The following is a 24,579-nucleotide window of genomic DNA, read 5'->3' on the forward strand; positions in this document are numbered from 1 at the left end:
GCCAGAAACCGTCGGCTCGTCAAATGCTTTCGGGACGGTGTGAATCATTAATAAAGCCCGTTTGATAAGATTTTCAGAAGGTTGGCATCCAGATAAAGCCGCCGGAGGCAAACATGATGGGAATCGTTACATTTTTTCTTGACCTTGACATGATGTGAACCTTTAGGGTGCTATGAAAGGCAGAGGGGCCTGTTATCATGGGACGATTTGTCAGGCATGCCTGGGTGGGCCCATGGAATGGGGGCTCAAAATGATATGGAAACGCTTCAAGGGAGCTGCCCTGTATGTACAAAATAAGCCATTTTTCAAAACAGACCAAATTATCCCCCCGAATGCTCAGGCATTACGACAGCATCGGCTTGTTGCAGCCGCAGCATGTGGATGAGGAGACAGGGTACCGGTATTACGCAGAGACCCAGTTTCAGGATGCCATGGAGATCATTCGGCTGAAGCGCTTCGGGTTTTCCCTGGACCAGATAAAGAGGCTCCTTGAAAACCATGACCCGGAGTATTTCCGAAGCATGCTGCGTATGCAGATCCGGACGTCGGATCAGCTCCTCAGGGAAGGGAGCTCGATCATCGATGAGATGGAGCAGCTTCTCAGCCAGGGGGATGATGTGCTGGGCAGGATGGTCCAGGCTGAGGCCTACGGCATGTATACCGGGGTGGAGCCGGAGCGGTATGTCCTCCGAACACGAGCCGTCATGGCCGAAGACGAGATGAACGAAACCGTTGAGAACCTGCACGAGGACGCCGAAAACAGGGGGCTGTTCCCGTACAACCTGTCGGGGGCTGTGTACCATGGCGAAGACCATGACCGGAATGCCGTGGACGTGGAGGTGTTCGTCCCGGTCAGGAACAAAACGGGGGAGCCGCAACCATCGGGCAGCAACCCGTGGCCGGAGCACCAGTTGGCTGTCATCCCCTCCCACACCGTGGTTACGACCCTTCACACAGGACGGTATGACGACATCGGGTTTGCCTGGCATGCCATCGAAACATGGATCGAGCAGTGGGGCTACAAACAATCCGGCAGCCCTTATGAGGTCTTTCTTCGCTCAACGGAATCGGCCGTTTCGGAGCACGAGTATGTAACCAGGGTCTGTTACCCCGTTGAAACATCATGACGGATTGCAAAGGGTCGGTAATCCCAAACGCTTTTGCTCAAGGCCACCTGCGGCTAAGACGACCAGACATGGTTACGAAAACACACAAGGGAAAAACATCATGTTATCACGACGTAACTTTATCAAATGGACGATGATCGCCGGAGGAAGCCTGTTCCTCCCGACATTTCAAATCAAGACCTCCAACGCCATGGATTTCAAGGGCTGGTATATGCCCGAAGAGGGGGAGCCCCACACGCGGACCTGGTTGGCCTTTATTGCCAGCCGGGACATCTGGTCAAGAAAGCAGATCCCCGAGGTTCAGCGTAACCTGGCAACCATCGCCAAGACCATCGCCACATATGAACCGGTCTCCATGCTTGTGAGGAAGCAGGACATGGGCAGAGCAAAAGAGCTTATTGGCGGCCCCAATGATCACAACTACCCCATCGAGCTGATTGAATTCGATATGAATGATCTGTGGATACGCGATACAGGGCCCATCTTTGTGGTGAACGGGAAGGGGCAAAAATCTGCCGTTAATTTCAACTTTAACGGCTGGGGAGAAGATCAGGACTATGAACTTGACGCAAAGGTCGCTGATTTTGTGGCCAAAAAGGCGGGGGTGAGCATTGTCCGGTCCAGCGTGGTGATGGAGGGCGGCTGTTTCGAAGTGGACGGCCAAGGCACCGCCATCATGACAGAGAGCTGTATCCTCAACGACAACCGGAACCCGGGCAAAAGCAAAAAAGAAGTTGAAGATGAGTTAAAAAAGGTGCTTGGGCTGAGAAAAATCATATGGCTCAAGGGCATTAAAGGCAGAGATATCACGGACGGTCACACCGATTTTTATGCCCGTTTTGCAAGGCCCGGTGTGCTGGTGGTGAGCCGCGATTCAGACAAATCCTCCTATGACTATCGGGTCACACGGGAAAACATCGACATCCTCAAAGCCTCCACCGATGCCGACGGCAACCCATTTGAGATGATTATTCTTGATACACCGTGGGATATCAATTCAACGTACGGAACAAAAAGTTTTGCGGCCGGTTACGTGGGGTACTACGCGTGCAATGGTGCCATTGTCATGCAGAAGTTCGGGGACAAAAAAGCCGACCGCGTGGCCAGGGAAAAAATAGCAAAGGCGTTCCCCCATCACCGCATTGAACAGATCTCCATTGACGGCATCGCCAGCGGGGGCGGAAGCATCCACTGCGCCACCCAGCAGGAGCCAAAGGCCTGAAAGGGGCGCTGAACATCATAAAGGCAGGTGGCGGAAAGGCCATGTCGGCATGCCCTTTATGCACCGTGCATGAAAGGGGAACCAAAAAAGGGGAGGGACGGAATCATCCTTTGCAGAACCAAAGGAGAATCGTCCCTCCGCTTTTATTTTAGGTGGCCGGCGTTCAGATAGAATCAGGATCTGTTTGATTTTTCGTCAAAATCTGTCATTATATTCGGTGTTTCATCATCGGTGAGACCCTCAACTCTGTCCCCTTCGGCCCCTCCCCCATAAGCTCTCGTCGAAAAACCGGGCCACGTCCCTCGCACATTCAATATCCAGCCATACCAAGTCTCTCTATCACTCAGCATCGCCTTGCAGGCTTTTTCATGTTTCGAGGCGCTCAATTTTCCGCAATCGCGACCCCGCAGAGGTGTCCGGGCGCGCCATGCCAATCGTCAGGCATGGCTCTTCTTGGCTGATTGCAAGCGCAATGGAGGATTCGGGTGAGGGAATCCTTGCTTCGGATCTGTGTGTGGGAACCGGCATTCCCGCCACGACGTTGACACGCTACAAACACAGGAGGACAGTTCATGAGATATTCGGTTATCACCATACTCTGTATGACCTTGACACTGTTTGCCGGTTTGACCACCCAGGTTTCGGCGAGGGAGGCCCTTGATCGCACGGTCCTGCCGATCCAGGAACCGGAACGGCCAACCTACAGCGAACTTGATGTGCGCAACGTGGAAACACCGCCTTTGTTTGAGGTCAAGGCCCCCGAGAAAGCCCCCAACATCGTCATCGTGCTCATTGACGACATAGGTTTCGGTGGTCCCAGCACCTTCGGCGGCCCCATTCAGACACCGACCCTGGACATGCTTGCCGCAGAGGGCATTACCTACAACAACTTTCATACCACGGCCCTCTGCTCGCCCACGAGAAATGCCCTCAAAACCGGGCGCAACCACCACACCGCCAACACCGGGTCCATCATGGAATCCTCCACGGGGTTTCCCGGAAACACCGGGCAGGTGCCCAACAGCGTTGCACCGCTGGCTGAGATGCTTCGCCTTAACGGGTACAGTACGGGGGCATTCGGTAAGTGGCATGAAACCGCTGCCTGGGAGACAAGCGTCTCCGGCCCCTTTGACCGCTGGCCCACCCATCAGGGGTTTGACAAGTTTTATGGTTTTATCGGGGGGGAGACGGATCAGTGGTATCCGCTGATCTACGATGGGGTCATCAAGGTGACGCCGCCGAAGACGGAGAACTATCACTTCACGGTTGATATGACCAACCAGGCCATCCAGTGGGTAAAGGCCCAGCAGTCCATGACCCCGGACAAGCCCTTCCTCATCTACTTTGCCACCGGCGCGGTTCACGCACCGCACCATGTTCCCAAGGAGTGGATCAAAAAGTACAAGGGCAAGTTCGACGAGGGCTGGGACAAAATTCGCGAAAAAACCATGGCCCGCCAGAAAAAGATGGGGATAATTCCTTCCAACACCAAATTACCCCCCAAACCCAAGGACATCAAAGACTGGGATGACCTCACCGACGACGAGAAGCGCCTGTTCACCCGTCAGGCAGAGGTGTTTGCCGGATTTCTGGAGCAGACCGACCACGAAGTGGGGCGCCTCATTGCTGCCATCGAAGAAATCGACGAGATGGACAACACACTTATCTTCTACATTGCCGGTGACAACGGCACGAGCGCCGAGGGCGGCTTTGTGGGCATGTACAACGAAATGACCTACTTCAACAACGTCACGGAGAAGGTTGAAGACCTGCTCCCGCTCATCGACGAGTGGGGCGGTCCGCAGACCTTCCCGCACATGGCCGCCGGGTGGGCCGTTGCCTTTGATTCTCCCTTTATGTGGACGAAGCAGGTGGCCTCGGATTTTGGCGGCACCCGCAACGGCATGACCGTCCACTGGCCAAACGGCATCAAGGAGAAGGGCGGATTACGCCGCCAGTTTTCCCACGTCATCGACATTGCGCCGACCATTCTCGAAGCGGCCGGACTTCCCGAGCCCAAGAGCGTAAACGGCACACCTCAAACGCCCATGGAAGGCACGAGCATGCTGTACTCGTTCAATGATGCAGGCGCCAAAGAGCGGCACACCACCCAGTACTTCGAGATGTTCGGCAACAGGGCGATCTACCATGAAGGCTGGTTCGCACGGACAATTCACCGTGCCCCCTGGATGGCCGTGGATATGCCTCCCCTGGAGTCTGACACCTGGGAGCTGTTCAACGTCCAAAGGGACTTCAGCCTTGCGAACAACCTGGCGGACAAATACCCGAAGAAGGTTGTCGAGCTGGAGGCACTGTTCATGAAAGAGGCTGAAAAATACCATGCCCTGCCCATCGATGACCGGGTGATTGAGCGAATGAACCCTGCCATTGCAGGCCGACCGGATATCCTGGGCGACCGGATGACACTGACGCTCTACCCCGGAATGGACGGTATGCTGGAGAACACCTTCATGAACGTGAAGAACCGCTCCAAGACAATCACGGCCAAGGTCGCCATCCCCAAAGGCGGAGCAAATGGCGTGATCCTTGCCCAAGGCGGACGATTCGGGGGCTGGTCCCTTTACATGAAAGACGGCAAGCCCATCTACACCTATAACTTTTTAGGGCTTGAGCGATATACCGTGGAATCCAAAAAGGCAATCCCCGAGGGAGAAGCCACGATTTTACTGGATTTCGTCTACGACGGCGGCGGGCTCGGCAAGGGCGGCAAGGCAACTCTCTCCGTCAACGGAAAGGCCGTGGCCAATGGCCGCATCGAAAAGACCCAGCCCTTGATTTTCTCCGCCGATGAAACGGCTGACGTCGGCCTCGACAACCAGACACCGGTGGCCGAAGACATCGGTATCGGGCGCGAAGAGACCCGTTTTACCGGAGAAATCCATAAGATCACCCTTGCGGTGAAAGATGTGAAGTAGCCCTTGGCATGATGCAGTAAAAGCGAAAGGGGCCGGGATGGACGTTGCGCTGCCAGGCTCGGCCCCGGAGCGCTGAATGACAAATCAAGACACCATGAAAAAAGGGTGGAGCAATGGCCAATGCTCCACCCTTTTCTCGTATTTTCTTATGTTGACATGGTAAGAATAATAAATTATCCCTGTTTGATTGAAACGATAGCATTTAAAGACAGGCAATTCCTTGAATTCAAGTATTCTTAACGGGGGTTCGACGTACCATGGCCAGTTCCTTTCCCAGGTGTTTCCGGTTATCACTTCTCGCGATTTTGCTTCTTTCTCATTTTCTTGTGTCCGCCGCGTGTGCGGAGACACCGCACCTTGATGCCGTGGAAGCCCAGCTTCGGCAGCTTGCTCCCGGTTCGGAAGGCACGGTCTGGAAGCGCACAGACGGCAACCTCATTGCCGGGCATGGCGTTGGCGGCAGCCATTGGCTGCTGCAGTCTCCCGACTGCTGGGGGCAGGGGGATTGCTCCAGTGCCACCGGTGCCCAGAGGCTTGCCGATGCCATCCGCAGCGATATCGCGGCAGCCCTTGAATGGGTGGATATCACCACCCTGGTTACCTACCCGGACGGCATGTTTCAGGAAGCCATCGTAAGCGGCCTCAAAGAGGCCCTTACCCACAACCCGGACATCACCATTCGCATCCTGGGGGGCACACCCCCTGTCATGGGAAGTGTGGATACGGGGTTAACCGAAACCGCCTCCAACTACATGGATCGCTTAAAAGCGGATCTGGGGTCGTCTGCGGACAACGCCCGCATCATCGTGGCCGGTGTGGAGACCAGCTGGCTCTACTCCTGGAATCACGCCAAAATGGTTGCCGTGGATGGAAAAACAGTCATCACAGGTGGCCACAATCTCTGGGAAGGTGCCTATGCTGGCGGCCCGAACCCGGTGAGCGATGTCAGCATGCGATTAACAGGACCTGCCGCCGAGTCGGCCCACATCTTTGCCGACCTGCTGTGGGACTTTGCCGAGACCTGGAGCCAGGACTGGTGGTCACGCCTTTTTTACGTGGAGGTTGTCAAAGGAGAGGGATTCAACTCCATAACTCGGTTTCCCACACCCCACGAGGTCTCCGCCTCACAGGCCGAAGGGGACGCCCCTGTCCTGGCCTTGGGCGGCCTGGGATTCGGTATGGACGTTCCCGGCGGCACGGCAGGTGGCCTTGAGCCCGCCAATGACAGCGAGGCGACCTGCTCCAGGCTCCACACCGATTACGTAAACAATGACGCGGAATACAGCGTCGCGAACCCCGAGGAAGCAGGCCTGCGGGCCCTGATCGCAAGCGCCACGGAGAGCGTCTTCATCTCCCAGCAGGATTTGCTTGCCGTGTGTGCACCCCCTGTGTCCAACTCCTGTTACGATGCCAGATTGTTTGATATACTTGCCGACAAGCTGATCCGGGAGATCCCCGTAAAAATCATTGTCAGCTCCCCCGGAGCCAAGCAGAGCCTGGCCGCTCCCTATTCAAACATGGATCAGATGACCGACATCACCGACATCCTGATTCGGAAAGTCCGGGCCCGGGCAGATGTGGACCAAACCACCGCCGAGGAGATCATCTGCCACAGCCTGCAGCTTGCCCCCATACGCATCGCAGACAACGTCGACACCTGGGCAAATGGAAGGGGCATTGCAAACCACGCCAAAGTCATCTGCGTGGACGACGCCGCCTTCTACATCGGTTCAAAAAACCTGTACCCCGCCACATTGCAGGACTTTGGCTTCATCGTCGAGGACAGCAAAGCCGCCGCCGACTTTAAGAAAGAGTATATGGATGTGATCTGGAGCGCGTCAAAACATGCCGCCATCGTAGATTTTGAAGAGGGTGTCTGTAACTTCTAACAATAAGCACGGAATACCAATCAAAGGAGAACTCCATGGAAACAAAATCAGACAGTGACAGCAGCCGCGTAGCCCAGGGCATTCGGGCTCTGTTCATGCTGGCGTTCTGGATCGCATCACGGGTCGTCCTGGCCATCGTTGTGGTCCTTGCTCTGTTCCAGTTGATCTGCAGCCTGGTAACCCGCAGCCCCAATGACAAAATCATGCGGTTCGGGAAAAACCTTGGGGTTTATCTGTCCCAGATTGTCGATTTCCTGACCTACAATACGGACCAGAAGCCGTGGCCGTTTCAGGATTGGCCTCGGTATTGACCTGTTGATATGGGAGGGGGAATAGCCAGATTGTGGTGGACGATTGAACGGTTATACGTGTCCGGTGGGGTGGGCATGTAGAGTGTGCTTGCGCATCGTCAAAGCACGGAAACAATCATGAAAACCGATGCGTGTGCTCGTCCCTTGCAGCCAATCGGCATGGCAAAGGGTGTTTGTTTACCGGGCAAATGGTGCGCAAGAACACCCACGGGGTGACGCGTGGCCGGTGGTGTGGGGGATGTTAGGTAGGGTGCGCCGTGCGCACCGCCTAACGTCTGTAAAAACAGCAAATATTAACCCTCGAAAAACGTCTTGAGGCAATGGGTGAGAGGCAGTGGCTTGCGTTGCGGTAAAAGGTGCGAAAGTTCACCCTGCTTATTATGAGGGGCAATGCCATCAGCTTCAGTTCCCATTCTTTCTGGTCAACACACCTCGCCGATGAAAACGGCAAGATATAGAATCTCCGATACCTCGAATCTGAGCAATCGGTTAGGTGCCCGGCCGATGGGCACGGCACCACCTTTGCCCATCCTGCAGGGGTAAAAATATATCCACCGGAAAAGGTTTGAGCTGAGTAGACCCAAACTGAGATGTCAGGAATTTTACAAATGATCACCGGAACCACGAAGCCCACGTAGGATGGGCAAAGCGAAGCGTGCCCATCTCTTTTTGGATTGCCTTAACTGTCCGATGATACCTTTGTAAGGTTTAAAGTGTTACCTCATGAGGGGAATCTGTGAGCATTAAACGAAACGTAGCGATTTTTAATTGAGTCGAGCATGGAGAAAGCGTATGGTTTATGTGGAAATTGAGCGTAGTTTTGGCAGGTTGGCTTGGATGGTGATTGAAGGGCGAGCATGGTCTATGCCAATACAAAACCAAACACAGTTGGTTTGAGTCGATGCGAAAGTGGATGCCGGTAACATATAAATAATTATAGAGGATAATTGATGCTTTATGCCCTCCATTCTAAAAAAATCGGCATGAAAAGTTTAAAAAAAGATTTTTGGTCAAGAGTGTAGTGTAGGTTTGTCCGTCCCCTCCCCTTTTTTTATTCTTATAACTGCCCTCAAAAGGATCGTGTCAATTAATGAAAAAGCCATCTCCTTTTCTTTCTGTTGTCGTACATGATGTCGGTGATCTTGGCGATGATCTTGCTTTGTGTGCTGGATATGAACGTGGTAATTGGCGTAATGACCAGTTTGCAGATCATATAATGGAATGGATCCCTGAGTTTGCTTTAAACTATACAGAAGTCAATGACATTGGTGCTCACAATGCCGTTAAAATGACAAGAAAAGCGGCGAGAATAGTCTACCAAACAGAGAAATACGGCCTACGAGGTGAATTTGGTGAATTATTTTTGCACATTGCTATGCGCCAAGTATATGATACTGTCCCAGCTGTGAGTAAAATTTACTATAAAAGCGCCGTAAATAAAACGGTTGAGGGTTTTGACGCTGTTCACGTAGTGAATAATAATGGTGACCTTGAACTTTGGATTGGGGAAACAAAATTTTATAATGATTTAAGTAGGGCAATCAGAGATGTTATTCCAGAGATTGTAGACCACTTAGAAACAGATTACTTACGATCTGAATTTATGTTGATCAAAAATAAAATTGATCCTCATTGGCCGGAAGCTGATTCATTGTCTGGATTGCTTGAGGAAAACGTTTCTTTGGATGAGGTTTTTAAACGAGCATGTATCCCTATTTTATTGACGTATGATAGTAATGTTGTTTCAAAAAATCATGCTATCCATGATGAATATGTAGATTTGCTCATGTCTGAAATAGGATCCAAATATGATGATCTGAGAGACAAGCTTGAATTTCAATACAGAGAGCGTTTTGGTTGTAGCTTGCCATTAGGCGTACATATTTTTTTGTTACCTTTAGAAAACAAAAAACGCTTAATTGCAACATTAGATTCTTGCCTTAAGGAGCTTCAATAATGATAAATGCGAATGAAATACGCGCAGATATTGCTACAGAAGATTGGCTGGAAGACCCATTCAAAATACTTTCTGAAGTATCCACCGTTTGCACGTCCAATTTAAAAGCAGGGCGTGAACTCGTCATTCGCATATTAGAAAGGCGAGATAAATTATCAGAAATGTATAGGCCAATTCTAAATGATCTTGCGATTCAGGTAGGGCTTTATCCTTACATTTCAAATGATTCAGATTTAGAACAGTTATCATTACGAAACGCAATTCAGCACGCTGCCCATAGGGCCGATGGCACAATGGGTAGTTATGTTCTTCATAGCGCACAGACTAGAATTTTGGTAAAGCTTTTGGCAGGCGAATCGATTATCCTGAGCGCACCGACTTCCTTCGGTAAAAGTTTGTTGATTGATATGGTAATTGCCGCAAAGGATTTCCAAAATATCGTTCTCATTGTACCGACGCTTGCGTTGGTCGAGGAGACGCGACGGAGAATGTCTCGGTTCGTTGATAAGTATGCAATCATCACTGCATCGAAGCAAAAAAGTCAAAATAATAATATTTTTATTTTGACTCAAGAGAGATTTCTTGCCATGGAATCCGAAATTCCTGATGTGGATTTTTTTGTCATAGATGAGTTTTATAAATTATCAATATCAGGTGAAGGAGATCGCGCAACACAACTTAACCAGGCATTGCTAAAACTGTCAAACACAAAGGCACAATTTTATTTACTGGGCCCATCGATCAAATCGGTACCGCCAAGTGTTATTAAAAAACTGAATTGCTCATTTCTTGTTGAAGATTTTGAAACCGTAGCTATTGAACTCCGCAAGTTACCGAAAAGACCGAATAAAGGAGAATCACTTGCAAGGCTAATTGATGGGATAGACGGGCAAACAATGGTTTATTGTAAGTCTCCCGGCAGTGCAAGAAAGGTTTTAAAAGACTATTTAGAAAGGCGTGATATTGCCTTGGCTACTGATCCCGAATTGGTTGAAGCGGCTGATTGGACAGCCAAGAATTACCATCACGAATGGCTCGTGTCTAAGGGGCTTCGCCATGGTATAGGTATTCACCACGGTAAACTGCCGCGTTCTCTTGGTCGGTTTATGATACGTATGTTCGAAGAGAAAAAAATTGACTTATTGCTTTGTACATCTACCCTCATTGAAGGGGTAAATACTTCTGCAAAAAATGTTGTGATATATGATGGTAGTCTTAACAAGCAGCCACTGGATTTCTTTACCTACAACAATATTCGCGGTAGATCGGGCCGGATGTTTCAACACTTTATTGGCAGGGTGTATGTTTTCACGGATCCGCCGCAACCAGATTTACCGTTTGTGGACATTCCTTCATTTAATCCAAGCGAAAAAACTCCGAGTAGCTTACTCTTACAAATACCTCGTGAAGATTTATCAAAAGACCTAAAATGCAAAATTGATAGGTTCACAAATCAAGATTTATTACCCATAGAGCTTTTAAGAGAATATTCAACGATTGAACCTGAATATTTACTGAATGCCGCAGATCACATCAGCAAATTGAGCCTTCATCAATTAAGTCTATTACAATGGTCAAGACGACCCGATTATAAGAATATTTTGGCAACATCGGAAATTATTTGGGATCAACTTAAAGGTGCTGCATCAGCTAAACGAAGTGCCGTATTTAGCGCGAAAATGATGACTTACTGGATTTGGGATCTATATAGAAAAAGAAACGTTTCGAAATTCAGAAGTTCGATGATAACGGATCAAATATCTCAAGGTAAAAAACCAGATGAAGCAGTTGAAAATGTTTTGTCTTTCCTTAGAGGATGGGCATCATTTAATTACCCTAAATATATGACCGTATTGGATGCGGTCGTGAATGCTGTTTTACAAAAGCGGGGGGTTCAATCCTGTAATTATTTGCCCTTTGCTGCTGTAATAGAGAAACTTTTTCAGCCTGATTCTTTTTCGTCACTTGAGGAATACGGATTGCCATTTGAAATATCGCAAAAGCTTCTTGAGAAGAGGTTGTTTAATTCCACAGATGAACTTGATGATGTTGTAAAGTCACTGCGCAAGCATAGGCTTACCGATTATGCTGATGGCATATATGAAAAGCGTGTGATTGAAGATTTTCAAGAGGGCATTGGGGGGGAATTTATCTAATTGATAACCATGTGAATGGTTGAGTACACATCTGTCAAAATGATTCCAGAATTTCATTTCCACTGAATAAGTCCCCTTCGGATCCTTTCCATTTCGATTGGGTAAGCTTCGGAAAGTCAAGTTCGATTCGGGACGGCTTTGGAGGGTAGGGGGCGCGTCTTGACATTTGACAGAACCCCTACTCATTGCTTCTCGATTCATTAATCGGTGGCTTGAGGACGATCTGGTTATAGGGCAAGGGCCTTATAAGCCAAATATTGGGCTCTGCTGTAGCATATAGTGCTTAACCTGAATGCTTTGACAGAATGTCCAATGTCAAGACGTGACCCCTTCTTCTTGCTTCTTCTAACGATTCGTTTTCCCAGTTGAAAAGGCGAATAAAGTAACGAGGGCAGTCTTTTGCAACCCGTTTTCAAATGGTTATTGTTTTGATTTTTTTGACCGCTTTAAAATGCTTCTGATTCCCGACTCCATTTTCTCTCTTGCTGAAGGATTTGCAGAGTGAACTTTTATAACTGGTGCTTGAAAGTCAGTTGTATAGACGGCCTCTTCAATCCACAGTATAACATCATAGCCAGTACCATGGTCATCATCCCCTAGGTCATGATCAAGGCTAATCTCTTCAACCTTGCCAGTTTTTAAGAGTTCAATGGCCTCTTCTGGCCAATAAACTCTTTTCCAGTCACGGGGTGTTTCCCTTTCATCATCCAGGTATACTTTCATAAGTCTCTATTGGTCCGAAAATAATGATTAAATAATTGCGTTACAAAGCGGCGTAATGAGGACCAGATTCCCCAGTGTCGGCAAACTGTCTTATTTCTCATTGGCAATGGGATACGGCTAGGAGCCGTGTGCAACGCATAATGCTTCATAAAATAGCAAATATTAATTCTGACGACAACATACTGAAGGGCTGATATATCACACCCGAGTAATTGAGTGCGCTCGTCCTTGATGGCCACGGCACCATCTATGACCGTCCTACAAGGACACACCGGGAGAGGTTTGCGGTGGGTAAACTCAAAATGAAATGTCAGGAATTTTTACGAATGATCACCGGTGCTACAAAGCCAACGTAGGATGGGCAAAGCGAAGCGTGCCCATCTTTTGTTGGGTGTACCACCATCTTACCATTCCATAGAGTCGGAGACGCTGTATTTCGTTTAGGTTTATTTTATCGTTCTTGGGCTTTGGGTAGAGGTGCTTTGCCTTGGATTTTTGCGTGGTGTGTAGGTTTATCTTTTTCTGGCTCGGGTTCTGAATCGGTTTTGTCGCGTACGGTGACGTCGTCCTCTTTTTGGCCCTCTGATGAATTTAATAATTCTAGATAGTTTGAAATAATTTCTTTTTCGTATGCTTGATCCAAATAAGAAGAGACTGTAATAGGCAAGAATACGGTGTCTAATATTAAGCTCAATGGTGTATCAATTATGAGTAATGGAAGCCAAGACGCTCCAGCATAACAATCACTGCAACCATCAGCTATGGTAATAATTTCTGCTCGAGTTCCTCCATAAATCATGGGGTCTTCAGTACCGAAGGTGTATACAATACTTGCACATCCATTTGAGATTGAGGCTATTAGAACGATGGCAAGAATTATGATTTTATTACAATAAGAATCCATAATACCTTCTACTTGGGGTGAAATGCTTAAAATACTAACAGTAGGTCAAGCCGCGATATTTACGGCGGAGGGGGTCTTAATTTCGAATATGTCTCTGCTTATGCAATATTTTTTCAGTATTATAATCCGTTGAATGGAGATGTGCTAATTAGGTCTTTAAGGGGATCTTGTTGTTTCTCAGAGAGGAAAGGCACGCGCATAAAGCCCTGTCCCCTATATCTCTATGTAAGCCTTATGCACAGACCATCTTTTTGAATAAAGGCTTGATGTGACCTTCGGTCACGAGCAATTCTTATGGCTATGTCTGTGATTTTTTGATTGTTAAATTAACTATGTCTTTATTTCCTTTTATAACTATACCCTCGTATGTTTCAATGATTATCTTGATATTTTTATTTTGTGGGCATTTAATGATTTTAAAACACTATGAAGATTTTTGATTAAATCAGAATCTGTTTCGTGCCCGAGCAATTCACTACGAGAATTAAAAGGCCACATATAAAGGCTCCTTTCCACTTCGAGTGGGTAAGCTTCGAAAAGTCTAACTGGCTTCGAGACGGTTCAGTAGTATCATGCCTGCCATGGCAGGCATACGGAGGCATAAACCCTTAACCATCAAAGAATGCAGACACCCGCAGTAGTCAAAGTTGCGCTGTGTGGCTTGGTCCGTAGCATGGGGCGAAGAGTTTTTCACTCCATAAGTGTTTCATAAAAATCCATACGCATGACCGACTTACTTCTTAACGTTTCCACTTGTGAATACAACTGTGGCAGCTTGGACAGGAACGATATCGGTTCACACAGAGTCGATTCTGCTATCCGAATTACTACAAATTTCGAAATGAATAACCCACAGAATTAACGATAAAAAACTATTGACACATCAATAAGGATGAAATTAGGGTGGGACGTAATCACTAGTGATTGCGGAGATCATGGAGTTCAAGAAGCAGCCCGACAGGATGGTCGGACATCCTGCCAGGCCTGACCAGAGCAACCTTCAAAGGAGGTCGTCATGGCTAAGCGGTTTTTTACATCACGCCCCGATCCATTTCAAGACGTTTTTTCCTCGCAACGCGGTAACCCGCGGCCCTTCTATCAACGCTATTGCCGTTTCAAATGGCCCATGAACACACGCATTTTTGCCTGACGGGTTGAATGATGCCCTTCGGGATTCCTGCGTGGTGACGGACAGCCCTGTCCCTTGTGGCCGTGGCCGGTTTATCTCCTCTTTTATTTCCTGAAGGTGCTTCCTTATTCTGCCTGTTTCAGGCCCGGTTTCAGGGTGGTTTTCTGCTCGTTTCGAGTGACGGCCGTCCTGTAAAAAAATGCCTCTCGTGGCTCGCTGACCAGTATTTCGTGCGGTTTTATCCGGGCAAGGCACCACAGGTGCCCTTTTTGCAGCTTGCCTTGCCCGGGCACGGGAGTGTTGCGGTGCGCCTTTGCCTCTTCTGCATGTTTGGGCGATACGGCGTGCCGTGGCGTGAGGAGGGAAGGGGGAAAGGACTGGGGGAGGCCCGTCCGGGCTTCTCCCAGATCCTTCTCTATTCTTCATGTGCAACCCGGATAAAGGAGATCACCATGGCCTCTTTGGATACCCATACCGGCTCCGGCATGTTTGCAGGGTCGGAAATCTCGGAGCTTTGCGATTCCATCAAAGATGTTCACAGGCTTTTGTCTTCAGTGGGGGCGTTTTATATCGAGTTGGAACAGGCCGAGGCACCGGGCGGCAACGGCCTTCAGATCGATTTTAAAAAATGGGGGATCCGAACCATCACCGAGGATTTGTTGGCCCGGCAATATGAAAAGATTGATCGGATCATGGCCATTTATAAAGAGGAGCAGGAGAAGATGAAGGTGGTGAATGTGGGGATGTGATTTTTTATGGGGGATGGTGGGGGCGGGGTAGGGGGATTTTTCGTTCGGAGTGGTGTGGTTGGTTTGAACGGTGGGGGGAATCGTTACGCTTGATGGGCACGGCGCCAAGGCTCTCATCATCCGGGAGGGTGACGACTTGCCTTTGCCCATCCTACGGGTGAAGCGGGCATGACGGTTGCCGAGATGGTTTCCGGGCTTCACCGTTGGTGCCGCGACGCGTAGGGTGCGGCCCCCGCACCGATTAACGTAGCGCAAGCCACCGGCCCCACGCCAATTCAAAATCATTCCGGGTTTCGCCCTTCGCCTTTACCCTTTCGCCCTTTCTGATGGGCACGGCGCCAAGGCTCTCATCATCCGGGATGGTGACGACTTGCCTTTGCCCATCCTACGGGTGAAGCGGGCATGACGGATACCGATATGGTTTCCGGCCTTCACCGTTGGTGCCGCGACACGTAGGGTGCGGCCCCCGCACCGATTGACGTAACGCAAGCCACCGGCCCCACGCCAATTCAAACCCGTTTCGGGGCTCCGATTGATTAAAACCACCGGGCAATTAGGGGCTTCGCGGTGCGCACGGCGCACCCTACGAGGTATCATCTCGGTTGGGCGACACGTAGGGTGCGGCCCCCGCACCGATTGACGTAACGCAAGCCACCGGCCCCACGCCAATTCAAACCCGTTTCGGGGCTCCGATTGATCAAAACCACAAGACATTTCGGGGCATCACGGTGCGCACGGCGCACCCCACGAGGTATCATCACGGTTGGGCGGCGCGTAGGGTGCGGCCCCCGCACCGATTGACGTAACGCGAACCACCGGCCCCACGCCAATTCAAAACCATTCCGGGTTCCGCCTTTAGCCCTTCACCTTTAGCCCTTCACCTTTAGCCCTTCGCCTTTAGCCCTTCGCCTTTAACCCTTGGCCATTAGCCCTTCGCCTTTACCCCTTCACCTTTCGCCTTAACCCTATCCCCTCTTACCTATTTCCTATTTCCCATCACCTGCTTTATTACGCTTCCCCCCAAAGATCAACATGTCAGCTTTTTGTTCCTTGGGATGGGGTGGCGGCATAAAGATAATGCGCCATAATTTTATTGCGACGCATTCAAAAGCTTGCGAAATCAGCCGGATGTTCCTGGTGTGCTGAAAAATTCCATCAGCTGAACTGATTAAGATGATAAGGAAAATGACAAAAAATCCGTCCCGCCCCATTTTTGGCACGCCGTTTGTAATACCGAGCAGCCAAGAGAATAAATGAATGTCATCAATTAAATTTGATGAAGCACTGTTGTTTAATAAAGCGTTTTATTCGTGATTGGAGGATGTTGCGATGTTTAAAAAGGGACGAATGATCACCATGGCCGTGCTGACCGGCCTGATGCTGTTGTGGAGCGCTACGTCGTTTGCGGCGACGGAGGCCACCATTGACACCCCGGCCCCCAAGGCCGGAGACACCCTGACCGTGACCGGGAAGATTGCTCCGGGCGAAGATCTCTACCTGGTGGTGAGCTCTTCCGAGCTGTTCAAGGCCGGGGACTCCATCGGCTCCCAGGAAGCGGCCAAGCTTGGTAAAAAATTCGGCGACACCGAGATTCCCCCGGTGTTCTACGCCGTGACCACCAACCCCTCGGCCCTGGCCACCCCCAAGGTGGTTTCCAAGGGCAAGTGGTTTGCCCCCTTTAAGTGGGACATCGAGGTCAACAAGATCAACGCCTGGGAGACCATCCCCGAGGACGTGAAGGGCAAGCTCGGTTCCGTGAAGACCGCTGAGCAGTGGAAGTTCCTCACCTTCACCCACGAGGACAAATTCGGGATCAACACCATCTCCAAAGAGCGCCCCATCGGCGGCGGCAACGCCCGCATGGTCATGGGCGGCGATGCATCCAAGAGCTGGAACAAAGACGTTGCCGTGACCCTGGACAAGGCCACCGGCGAGTTTGCAGCCTCCTTTAAGGTGAGCAAGCGCATCGCACCGGACACTGGCCTGGACGTTTTTGTCAACGGCGAGAAAGCCGGTGAAGCGTCCGTGCAGAAGCGCGGTTTTTATTTCCGCATCGGCGGCACCTACATGAACCCCCTGGTGGTCTTTCTGGGAGCCCTTGTCATTGGGTGCATGTTCGTTATCGTGGGGGCCGCAGGCGGCCTCTTTACCGCTGCTTTCCAGATTACCGTCATCGGGACCCAGGGCATGGTGGGGGTCAACGCCGCCAACGCCGTGAAGCCCACCAACCTGTTTTTGACCCTCTGCTCTCCCATCACCGGGGTCTACTCCTACTTTAAAGAGGGGCGCTTTGCCTGGCCCGTGGCCCTCTTCTTCGTGTCCGGTATTCTTCTGGGCGCTTTCTGGATCGGTCCCACGTATTCTGCCAAGTACCTGCCCATGAAGGCGTACAAGTTCTACCTGGGCTTCTTCTGCCTCGTTCTGTTCATCAAGCTCTGGTACGAATCAACCCAGAAATCCATCAACAAGAACAAGGCCGTGAAAGCCATCGTCAAGAAGTTCGACATGGAGATGGCCGCTGCCAAGAAAGAGGGCCGTGCCGCTGAAATGGGCAAGGTGGTCCTGGAAAAAGGCTGGCACGCCACCAACATCAGCTTCTCCTTCTGGGGCGAGGCCTTCCGCGCCAACCCCGTGGCCCTTTTCTTCGGCGGGATCCTCATCGGCTGCATCGCTTCTGCCTTCGGCGTGGGCGGCGGGTTCATGCTCGTGCCCTTCATGACCACCGTCATGGGCTACCCCATGTATCTGGCCGTGCCCATCTCCCTGTGCGGTACCTTCGGAACCTCCGTGGGCGGTATCTCCCGTTACATCCTCTCCGGCTACTCTCCGGACTGGATCATGGCAGCCCTCATTGCAGCCGGTGCCATCATGGGCGGCAAGATCGGGCCCAAGATTCAGAAGAAACTGCCGGAAATCTTTTTGAAACGCGCTCTGGCATTGATTCTTCTCATCGTATTTCTTAAGTATACCAATGCGATTCCCTTCCTCCGGTAGGTAAGGGCGGCTTTCTTATAAAAAATAACCACACGGCCCCCGGCACGCTGGGGGCCTTAAGTCATTACGAGGTTTTGCCATGAATTATACAGATGCCCACAACGCCTTTATCTGGAACTTTCGCCTGGATTACGATCCCGTCGGCATTCGTTACATCTTCGACGAAGACGAGATTGAGAGCCTGCCCGTCACCCACAAATCCAAGGCCAAGATCTCCTACTGCATGTACCTGGCCGCAGCCCGCTCCGCGCGTCACAGCCTCTTCATGCCCCCGGAGCGCCTCCAGTGCAAAAACGCCCAGCCCGTCTTCGGGTTCCGTGAGCTGACCCGGGACGTGGACGGCAAGAACCATGAAAAATATCTCCTTGACCCGGATCTCTCCTGGCAGGCTCCCCAGGAGAAGGCCAGGCTCGACGTGGGTGCCTGCAAAGGCATCTTCATGGCGCCCCTGGACAAATTTGACGAAGCGGGCCTTGAGCCCCACGTGGTCTTTATGATGGTGGTTCCCTTCCAGGCCTACCACATCATGAACGACTACATGGGCGGCACCGGCAAGTGCAACCTGCCCCTGTTCTGCACTCCCAACTCCGCGGTGTGCTCGGGCAGCGTCTACGCCTACAAGAACAACACCCTGAACATGACCACCATGTGCGCAGGCTCCAAGGCCTCCGGCAAGACCGAGATGAACTATATGAACGTTTTTGTCCCCGGCAACCAGATCCTGGACACCGCTGCTCAGCTTAAAAAGCGCATCGAAACCACCGGCGGCCCCTCCCTCCTCGGCAAGGGCGGGCAGGCCTGGCCCGGTCTTGATGTCTGCTCGGGCTGTCCCATGGTGAAGTTTGAAAAGGTCGAAGAGTAAGGCCGGAAAATAAGAACTAAGCCACGCATCAGGCTCGGTTGCGAGACGAGTCGCCCGTCGACTTGTCTCGCATCGGAATGCAGGGTGGAGCGCCGCACGCCTGTGCGGCTTTTTGCGTTTTTCGGCAGAGCCTTCCGTGGCCCTGTAGGACGCATGCAATGAGGTGTGTATGGATGCATTGAACGACATACTGGACCTGGCCGCCGACTGGATCTTCGGCGGCGTTGTGATTCCCCTGATGAAGGTTTTCGCTTCATTTATCAGCCTTTGCTTTTCCCCCCTGTCGGGGGCCTCGCCCGCCCTGCAGGTGTGCGTGGCAGCCCTGGTGGGGGCCCTGCTCTCCATGGGCCTGACCCGCATGAGAAAGGGCAAGGCAGCCACCTCTGCCGCAAAGCGATTCAAAGAGCGCCTCTCCGCAAAGCAGCAGGCCCGGGAGATTGATGACAAAACAGTGCGAAGTGCGGTATACAAGGGATTGGACCGTGAAGCCGACGAAGCCTACGAACACCTGATGCTCGACAAGTTTTTCGAGATGGGGATTACCTACCTCTTTCCCATGTTTCTCTTTCTGCTCTGGGTCGAATACCACGCCTTTACGCCGGACCATCTGGAAGCGCTGACCGGAAGCCGCGGGCTCATGCTGCCGGGCATTTCCCAGGCCGTGGGGGCGGGGGCGCTTTACCTCTACCTTTACAACCTGACGTTGATTACGACGGCGTTGGGGCGGTGGGGGATGAAGAAGGTGAAAGGCTAATAAGGGCTAAAGGTAAAAGGCAAAAGGCTAAAGGCAAAAGGCTAAGGGCAAAAGGCAAAAGGCTAAAGGCAAAAGGCTAAGGGCAAAAGGCTAAAGGCAAAAGGCTAAAGGCGAAGGGCGAAGGGCGAAGGGCGAAATTCGGTAGGATGGGCAAAGGTGGTGCCGTGCCCATCGGGCACGGGAATAACCGGCCACGGCGGGAGGCCGGAATCGGCTTGCCGGAATGTAACATATCATCACCGCTTCGGGCCTCCCGGTGAAAGATGGGCACGCTTGGCGCTTTGCCCATCCTACGGGGCTTTCGTTGTGCCGGCGTTGAAAGGACCCCCACACCATGGTACGCATTGTCGTTTTCTTATTCCTTTTTATTTTTCTTGTGGTCTCACCGGCCCATGCCACACAGGGGCACGGGGGCATCGAAGGGATCCTTGTCCACCAGGCGGCCCATGTGTTGTTTGCCCTGGCCATGGGGTTCCTGGCCTTTCGCATCAAGCGGGATGAGCTGCCGGTGCGCAAAGGGTGGCGCAACGTCCAGTATGCGGCCATTCTTTTTATCCTCTGGAATGTGGACACGATCTTTGTCCATTTTGTGGACGAGCAGGTGAAGCTGGTCACGGTGGAGCGCCTTGCCACCGGGCAGCTCCATATCACCTCGCCTGTGCCGGGCCTTGCCGTTATGTACTACATCGCAAAGCTGGACCATCTCCTTTGCGTTCCTGCCATCGCCTTTCTCTGGGTGGGCCTCGGTCAGCTCCTGACCCAGGCGGAAACACGCCGTAAAAAGGGGGACGCATCATGATTGTCTCCTCTTTTCCCATATTCATTGTCGATCTCGTCGGCTCCATGCTGATGATCGTGTTTTCCCTTTTCTGTTTCGGGCGCATGGTGCGGCTCACCACCCTGGAAAAGGAGAACATCCTCTGGACCTATCTCCTCTTTGTGTGCGCGGCCCTTTCCATTTTTGCCGTCTCCCGGTCGGCGGGTCATATTCTCAAGCAATTGCTGCTTTTTCTCGATTTTACGGGGGTGTGGGGGCATATCCGTCCTTTCAGCGGCTCGGTGAACACCCTGACCTTTATTCTGGTGGCCTCGGTGACGGTTTTCTTTGAGCGGGTCTGGGTGATCAACCGGGCGATTTTAAGGGACAGGCGGGCCCTGCGTCAGGCCCACGAAGAGCTCTCCTGGCTCAACCGCAACCTGGAAAAGCTCGTTGACGAGCGCACCGAAGCCCTGGGCGTTTCCGAAAAAAAATACCGCCGGATGTTTGAGCTTTCAGAGGACATGATCCTCATAGCCACAGGCGAGGGCAATGTCCTGGCCTTGAACCCGGCGGCGGGAAACCGTCTCGATACCGGGGCTTCCCTCGGGGATCTTTTTGCCGACGCCGATGAGTTCCGGGAGATCATGGAGACCGTCTCCCGCAAAGGGCGCGTGGGAAACACCGAGGCGGCCTTGAAGGATGTGGACGGTCGGTCCTTTCGGGCCCTGGTGAGCGGGGTCACCGTCACCGACATGGAGAGCCGGGAGCAGGCGGTCCTGTTCATGGTCCGGGACGTGGAAGAGACCCTCACCATGCGGGAGAAGATGGCCACCACCGAGAAACTGGCCGCCGTGGGTGAACTTTCGGCGGGCGTGGCCCACGAGGTGAACAACCCCCTGGGCATTATCCTGGGCTATACACAGCTCCTCAAGCGCAGCGCCGAGGACGAGAGCAGCCTGAAAGAGGATCTTTCCGTCATCGAAAAGCACGTCATCGGCTGCAAGAAGGTGGTGGAGTCTCTCCTCAACTTTGCCCGGAGCGGCCCCTCGGAAAAACGGGCCTGCCACCTCCACCCCATCATCGAAGAGGTCCTTGCCTTTACCCGGCACCAGGCCGAGATGGACGGCATCCAGGTGATCACCGAGATGGGCCCGGACCTGCCGGAGATCCATGCCGACCCCGAACAGATCAAGCAGGTCCTTATCAACCTTATTATCAACGCAGTCCACGCCATCGACGGCCGGGGCGAGATCCATGTCACCACCGGGGCCGAGGGGCCGGGTACCGTGTTTGTCACCGTGGCCGACACCGGTTCCGGCATGGACGCCGAGACCCGCTCCCGCATCTTCGACCCCTTTTTCACCACCAAGCCCACGGGCACGGGCACCGGCCTGGGCCTGTCGGTGAGCTACGGCATCATTAAAAATCACGGGGGCGAGATCGATGTGATCAGCACGCCGGGGAAGGGGACGGCGTTTACGGTTCATTTGCCGACGGTGGGGGATGAAGGAAAATCAGGCCATAGGGAAAATAGGTAAATAGTGAACAGGGCGTGACGTTTTTGATTCGCTCCCAGGCTCTGCCTGGGAGTGTGTTGTGCAAGGCTCTGCCTTGCCGGTACGGGATACCGTGGTGCAGGGCTTAAACCCAGGTTATCATGGATTCAGGCATGGAGGCAGAGCCTCCGAGAGGCATTCCCAGGCGGAGCCTGGGAACGAGAGCAGTAGCACGTGACGGTGGCCGCAAAACTTCTATTCGCTCCCATGCTCTGCCTGGGAGTGAGTTGTGCAAGGCTCTGCCTTGCCGGTAAGGGATACCGTGGTGCAGGGCTTAAACCCAGGGTATCATGGCTTCAGGCATGGAGGCAGAGCCTCCGAGAGGCATTCCCAGGCGGAGCCTGGGAACGAGAGTAGTAGCACGTGACGGTGGCCGCAAAACTTCTATTCGCTCCCAGGCTCAGCCTGGGAGCGTGTTGTGCAAGGCTCTGCCTTGCCGGTACGGGATACCGTGGTGCAGGGCCTAAGCACAGGTTATCATGGCTTCAAGCATGGAGGCAGAGCCTCCGAGAGGCATTCCCAGGCGGAGCCTGGGAACGAGAGCAGTAGCACGTGACGGTGGCCGCAAAACTTCTATTCGCTCCCAGGCTCAGCCTGGGAGCGTGTTGTGCAAGGCTCCGCCTTGCCGGTACGGCATTCCGTGGTGCAGGGCCTGAGCCCAGGTTATCATGGCTTCAGGCATGGAGGCAGAGCCTCCGAGAGGCATTCCCAGGCGGAGCCTGGGAACGAGAGCAGTAGCACGTGACGGTGGCCGCAAAACTTCTATTCGCTCCCATGCTCTGCCTGGGAGTGAGTTGTGCAAGGCTCTGCCTTGCCGGTAAGGGATACCGTGGTGCAGGGCTTAAACCCAGGTTATCATGGCTTCAGGCATGGAGGCAGAGCCTCCGATGGGCATTTCCAGGCGGAGCCTGGTAACGAGAACAATAGAGCATGACGTTATTATGTTTTTTTGATTGACCCGGGGGCCGCGTTCAGCTAAACGCCCTTAGCCCTTAGCCCTTAGCCCTTAGCCCTTAGCCCTTAGCCCTTAGCCCTTAGCCCTTAGCCCTTTTTCGGAGAAAAACAGTGACACATCGCATCTTAATTGTAGACGACGAAATTGACATGCTGAGGCTCCTCAAGCGGAGCCTGGAGCCGGACCTGGGCTGCCGGGTGGAGACCGCTTCATCCGGTGAGGAGGCCTTTGCCATGATTCAGGAGCAGCGGTTTGACCTGGTGCTCTCGGACATGAAGATGCCGGGCATGGGCGGGGCCGAACTTTTGCGACAGATCAAGGAGCTGAAGCGGGGCATCGCGGTGATCATGATGACGGCCTACGGTTCCATCGATTCGGCGGTGGAGGCCATCCGCGCCGGAGCCTATGATTTTATCGCCAAGCCCTTTGATCACGATACCCTGGTGTTCCGGCTGAGAAAGGCCCTGGAGCGAAACCGGCTCATCAGCGAAAACATACGCCTGCACAAGGCCTTTCGGGAGAAGGAATCCTTCCACAACATCGTGGGCAGCTCCCCTGCCATGCTCAAGGTGTTCGAGACCATCCGCATGGTGGCCCGCACCGACATGACCGTGCTTGTCACCGGTGAATCCGGCACGGGCAAGGAGCTTACCTGCCGGGCCATCCACGCCCAGAGCGAGCGCCGCAACGGCCCGTTCATCACCGTCAACTGTCCCACGGTGCCCGAGCAGATCCTGGAAAGCGAGCTCTTCGGCTATAAAAAGGGAGCCTTTACCCAGGCCTCTTCGGACCGCCAGGGGCTCTTCCAGGCCGCCGACGGGGGCACGCTCTTTCTGGACGAAATCGGAGAGATCAGCCCGGCCATTCAGTCCAAGCTGCTCCGGGTGATCCAGGAAAAAGAGGTCAAACCCCTCGGGGGGACGAAGTCCGTGCCTGTGGACGTGCGCATCATCGCCGCCACCAACAAGGACCTGGTGAAGGCCATCGAAGAGGGTGAGTTTCGCCAGGACCTCTACTACCGCCTCAACGTGCTTCCCTTGCGCCTGCCCCCGTTGCGGGAGCGGCGAGAAGACATCCCGGCCCTGGTGAGTCATTTTATCCATAAGCACGCCGACACCATGGGGCGAGATCCTCTGCCCGTCTCGGATAAGCTCATGGCCCTTTTGATGGAGCTTCCCCTCACGGGCAACATCCGGGAGCTGGAGAGCCTCGTGATGAAGGGGCTTCTTTTTGCCACGGGTGAGATGATGGAGCCCGAGGACCTCCGGGAGGTTCTTGCCTCGGCACCGGCCGCGACCACAGGGGACAGCCCGGCGCCGGACCTGACGGCATTGCCTTACAAGGAGGCCAAGGAGCAATGCCTCAAAGGGTTTAACGACAGCTATGTGGGGGCTCTTCTTGAGAAAACCGCGGGCAACGTGGCTCGGGCGGCCCGCCTCTGCGGTATGGAGCGCCAGGCTCTCCAGCAGGTGATGAAACGTTACGGCATCGACCCCGAGCCATATCGCCACAAATGATTATTCCTTTATAAGGTGCGAAAAACCAGCCTGTATGCTATGATGAACACATCTCCAGGAAAAAATGTTTCGGTTTCA

At 52.7% G+C, this 24,579-nt stretch carries 16 protein-coding genes; 14 read left to right on the plus strand and 2 right to left on the minus strand.

Translation table 11 applies throughout. The features are described 5' to 3' along the window. Positions 1–284 precede the first annotated feature (284 nt). The 7 genes from MSL71_RS10860 to MSL71_RS10890 all read left to right on the plus strand — a co-directional run bounded on the left by MSL71_RS10860 (position 285) and on the right by MSL71_RS10890 (position 11,598). Positions 285–1,127, plus strand: coding sequence for a MerR family transcriptional regulator (locus MSL71_RS10860; protein ID WP_180140128.1), 843 nt, complete (start codon positions 285–287; stop codon positions 1,125–1,127). Positions 1,128–1,227: 100 nt separating this feature from the next. Next, positions 1,228–2,349 (plus strand): agmatine deiminase family protein, encoded by a 1,122-nt coding sequence (locus MSL71_RS10865; RefSeq protein ID WP_180140129.1) that lies wholly within the window; start codon positions 1,228–1,230, stop codon positions 2,347–2,349. Positions 2,350–2,921: 572 nt separating this feature from the next. Beyond that, positions 2,922–5,285 (plus strand): arylsulfatase, encoded by a 2,364-nt coding sequence (locus MSL71_RS10870; RefSeq protein WP_218951005.1) that lies wholly within the window; start codon positions 2,922–2,924, stop codon positions 5,283–5,285. A gap of 365 nt (positions 5,286–5,650) precedes the next feature. Beyond that, positions 5,651–7,174: a phospholipase D-like domain-containing protein gene (locus tag MSL71_RS10875; protein WP_180140130.1), complete on the plus strand. Its 1,524-nt coding sequence runs from the start codon at positions 5,651–5,653 to the stop codon at positions 7,172–7,174. Positions 7,175–7,209: 35 nt separating this feature from the next. Continuing rightward, positions 7,210–7,485, plus strand: coding sequence for a DUF4389 domain-containing protein (locus tag MSL71_RS10880; protein ID WP_180140132.1), 276 nt, complete (start codon positions 7,210–7,212; stop codon positions 7,483–7,485). A 1,090-nt stretch (positions 7,486–8,575) separates the two neighbouring features. Next, positions 8,576–9,442 (plus strand): HamA C-terminal domain-containing protein, encoded by an 867-nt coding sequence (locus tag MSL71_RS10885; protein ID WP_180140134.1) that lies wholly within the window; start codon positions 8,576–8,578, stop codon positions 9,440–9,442. Then, positions 9,442–11,598, plus strand: coding sequence for a DEAD/DEAH box helicase (locus MSL71_RS10890; RefSeq protein WP_180140137.1), 2,157 nt, complete (start codon positions 9,442–9,444; stop codon positions 11,596–11,598). Before MSL71_RS10885 ends, MSL71_RS10890 begins: the two co-directional genes overlap by 1 nt. Before the next feature lie 420 nt (positions 11,599–12,018). Here MSL71_RS10890 and MSL71_RS10895 read toward each other — a convergent pair whose 3' ends face one another. Then, complete coding sequence (locus tag MSL71_RS10895; RefSeq protein WP_180140139.1) at positions 12,019–12,321, minus strand: cyclic-phosphate processing receiver domain-containing protein; 303 nt, start codon at positions 12,319–12,321, stop codon at positions 12,019–12,021. Positions 12,322–12,772: 451 nt separating this feature from the next. Next, complete coding sequence (locus MSL71_RS10900) at positions 12,773–13,225, minus strand: YceK/YidQ family lipoprotein (RefSeq protein WP_180140141.1); 453 nt, start codon at positions 13,223–13,225, stop codon at positions 12,773–12,775. A gap of 1,206 nt (positions 13,226–14,431) precedes the next feature. On the opposite strand from MSL71_RS10900, the gene MSL71_RS10905 reads away from it, so the two are divergent. From MSL71_RS10905 to MSL71_RS10935, 7 genes are all read left to right on the plus strand, one after another. Continuing rightward, entirely contained in the window at positions 14,432–15,103 is a 672-nt protein-coding gene (locus tag MSL71_RS10905; RefSeq protein WP_180140143.1) for a hypothetical protein, read from the plus strand. A 1,329-nt stretch (positions 15,104–16,432) separates the two neighbouring features. After that, entirely contained in the window at positions 16,433–18,097 is a 1,665-nt protein-coding gene (locus tag MSL71_RS10910; RefSeq protein WP_180140145.1) for a sulfite exporter TauE/SafE family protein, read from the plus strand. A gap of 79 nt (positions 18,098–18,176) precedes the next feature. Next, positions 18,177–18,959 carry a DUF169 domain-containing protein gene (locus MSL71_RS10915; protein ID WP_180140146.1) on the plus strand — a complete coding sequence of 261 codons (783 nt, stop codon included), beginning with the start codon at positions 18,177–18,179 and terminating at the stop codon, positions 18,957–18,959. Positions 18,960–19,128: 169 nt separating this feature from the next. Further along, complete coding sequence (locus MSL71_RS10920) at positions 19,129–19,713, plus strand: hypothetical protein (protein WP_180140148.1); 585 nt, start codon at positions 19,129–19,131, stop codon at positions 19,711–19,713. A 334-nt stretch (positions 19,714–20,047) separates the two neighbouring features. Continuing rightward, on the plus strand, positions 20,048–20,512 hold the full coding sequence (locus MSL71_RS10925; RefSeq protein ID WP_180140150.1) for a hypothetical protein: 465 nt from the start codon (positions 20,048–20,050) through the stop codon (positions 20,510–20,512). Next, a complete protein-coding gene (locus tag MSL71_RS10930) occupies positions 20,509–22,011 on the plus strand; it encodes a two-component system sensor histidine kinase NtrB (RefSeq protein WP_180140152.1) in 1,503 nt (500 codons plus the stop codon). The genes MSL71_RS10925 and MSL71_RS10930 overlap by 4 nt, the downstream gene beginning before the upstream one ends. 1,083 nt (positions 22,012–23,094) lie before the next feature. Then, positions 23,095–24,501 carry a sigma-54-dependent transcriptional regulator gene (locus MSL71_RS10935; protein ID WP_180140154.1) on the plus strand — a complete coding sequence of 469 codons (1,407 nt, stop codon included), beginning with the start codon at positions 23,095–23,097 and terminating at the stop codon, positions 24,499–24,501. Positions 24,502–24,579 lie beyond the last annotated feature (78 nt).

The organism is Desulfoluna butyratoxydans (assembly GCF_900699765.1).
In the GTDB taxonomy this organism is placed as follows: Bacteria; Desulfobacterota; Desulfobacteria; order Desulfobacterales; family Desulfolunaceae; genus Desulfoluna; species Desulfoluna butyratoxydans.

What these genes read in the sequence shown, in the direction of transcription:
- MSL71_RS10860 (WP_180140128.1), top strand. Translation starts at nt 285, where the DNA reads ATGTACAAAATAAGCCATTTTTCAAAACAGACCAAATTATCCCCCCGA.
- MSL71_RS10865 (WP_180140129.1), top strand. Translation starts at nt 1,228, where the DNA reads ATGTTATCACGACGTAACTTTATCAAATGGACGATGATCGCCGGAGGA.
- MSL71_RS10870 (WP_218951005.1), top strand. Translation starts at nt 2,922, where the DNA reads ATGAGATATTCGGTTATCACCATACTCTGTATGACCTTGACACTGTTT.
- MSL71_RS10880 (WP_180140132.1), top strand. Translation starts at nt 7,210, where the DNA reads ATGGAAACAAAATCAGACAGTGACAGCAGCCGCGTAGCCCAGGGCATT.
- MSL71_RS10885 (WP_180140134.1), top strand. Translation starts at nt 8,576, where the DNA reads ATGAAAAAGCCATCTCCTTTTCTTTCTGTTGTCGTACATGATGTCGGT.
- MSL71_RS10890 (WP_180140137.1), top strand. Translation starts at nt 9,442, where the DNA reads ATGATAAATGCGAATGAAATACGCGCAGATATTGCTACAGAAGATTGG.
- MSL71_RS10895 (WP_180140139.1), bottom strand. Translation starts at nt 12,321, where the DNA reads ATGAAAGTATACCTGGATGATGAAAGGGAAACACCCCGTGACTGGAAA.
- MSL71_RS10900 (WP_180140141.1), bottom strand. Translation starts at nt 13,225, where the DNA reads ATGGATTCTTATTGTAATAAAATCATAATTCTTGCCATCGTTCTAATA.
- MSL71_RS10910 (WP_180140145.1), top strand. Translation starts at nt 16,433, where the DNA reads ATGTTTAAAAAGGGACGAATGATCACCATGGCCGTGCTGACCGGCCTG.
- MSL71_RS10915 (WP_180140146.1), top strand. Translation starts at nt 18,177, where the DNA reads ATGAATTATACAGATGCCCACAACGCCTTTATCTGGAACTTTCGCCTG.
- MSL71_RS10920 (WP_180140148.1), top strand. Translation starts at nt 19,129, where the DNA reads ATGGATGCATTGAACGACATACTGGACCTGGCCGCCGACTGGATCTTC.
- MSL71_RS10925 (WP_180140150.1), top strand. Translation starts at nt 20,048, where the DNA reads ATGGTACGCATTGTCGTTTTCTTATTCCTTTTTATTTTTCTTGTGGTC.
- MSL71_RS10930 (WP_180140152.1), top strand. Translation starts at nt 20,509, where the DNA reads ATGATTGTCTCCTCTTTTCCCATATTCATTGTCGATCTCGTCGGCTCC.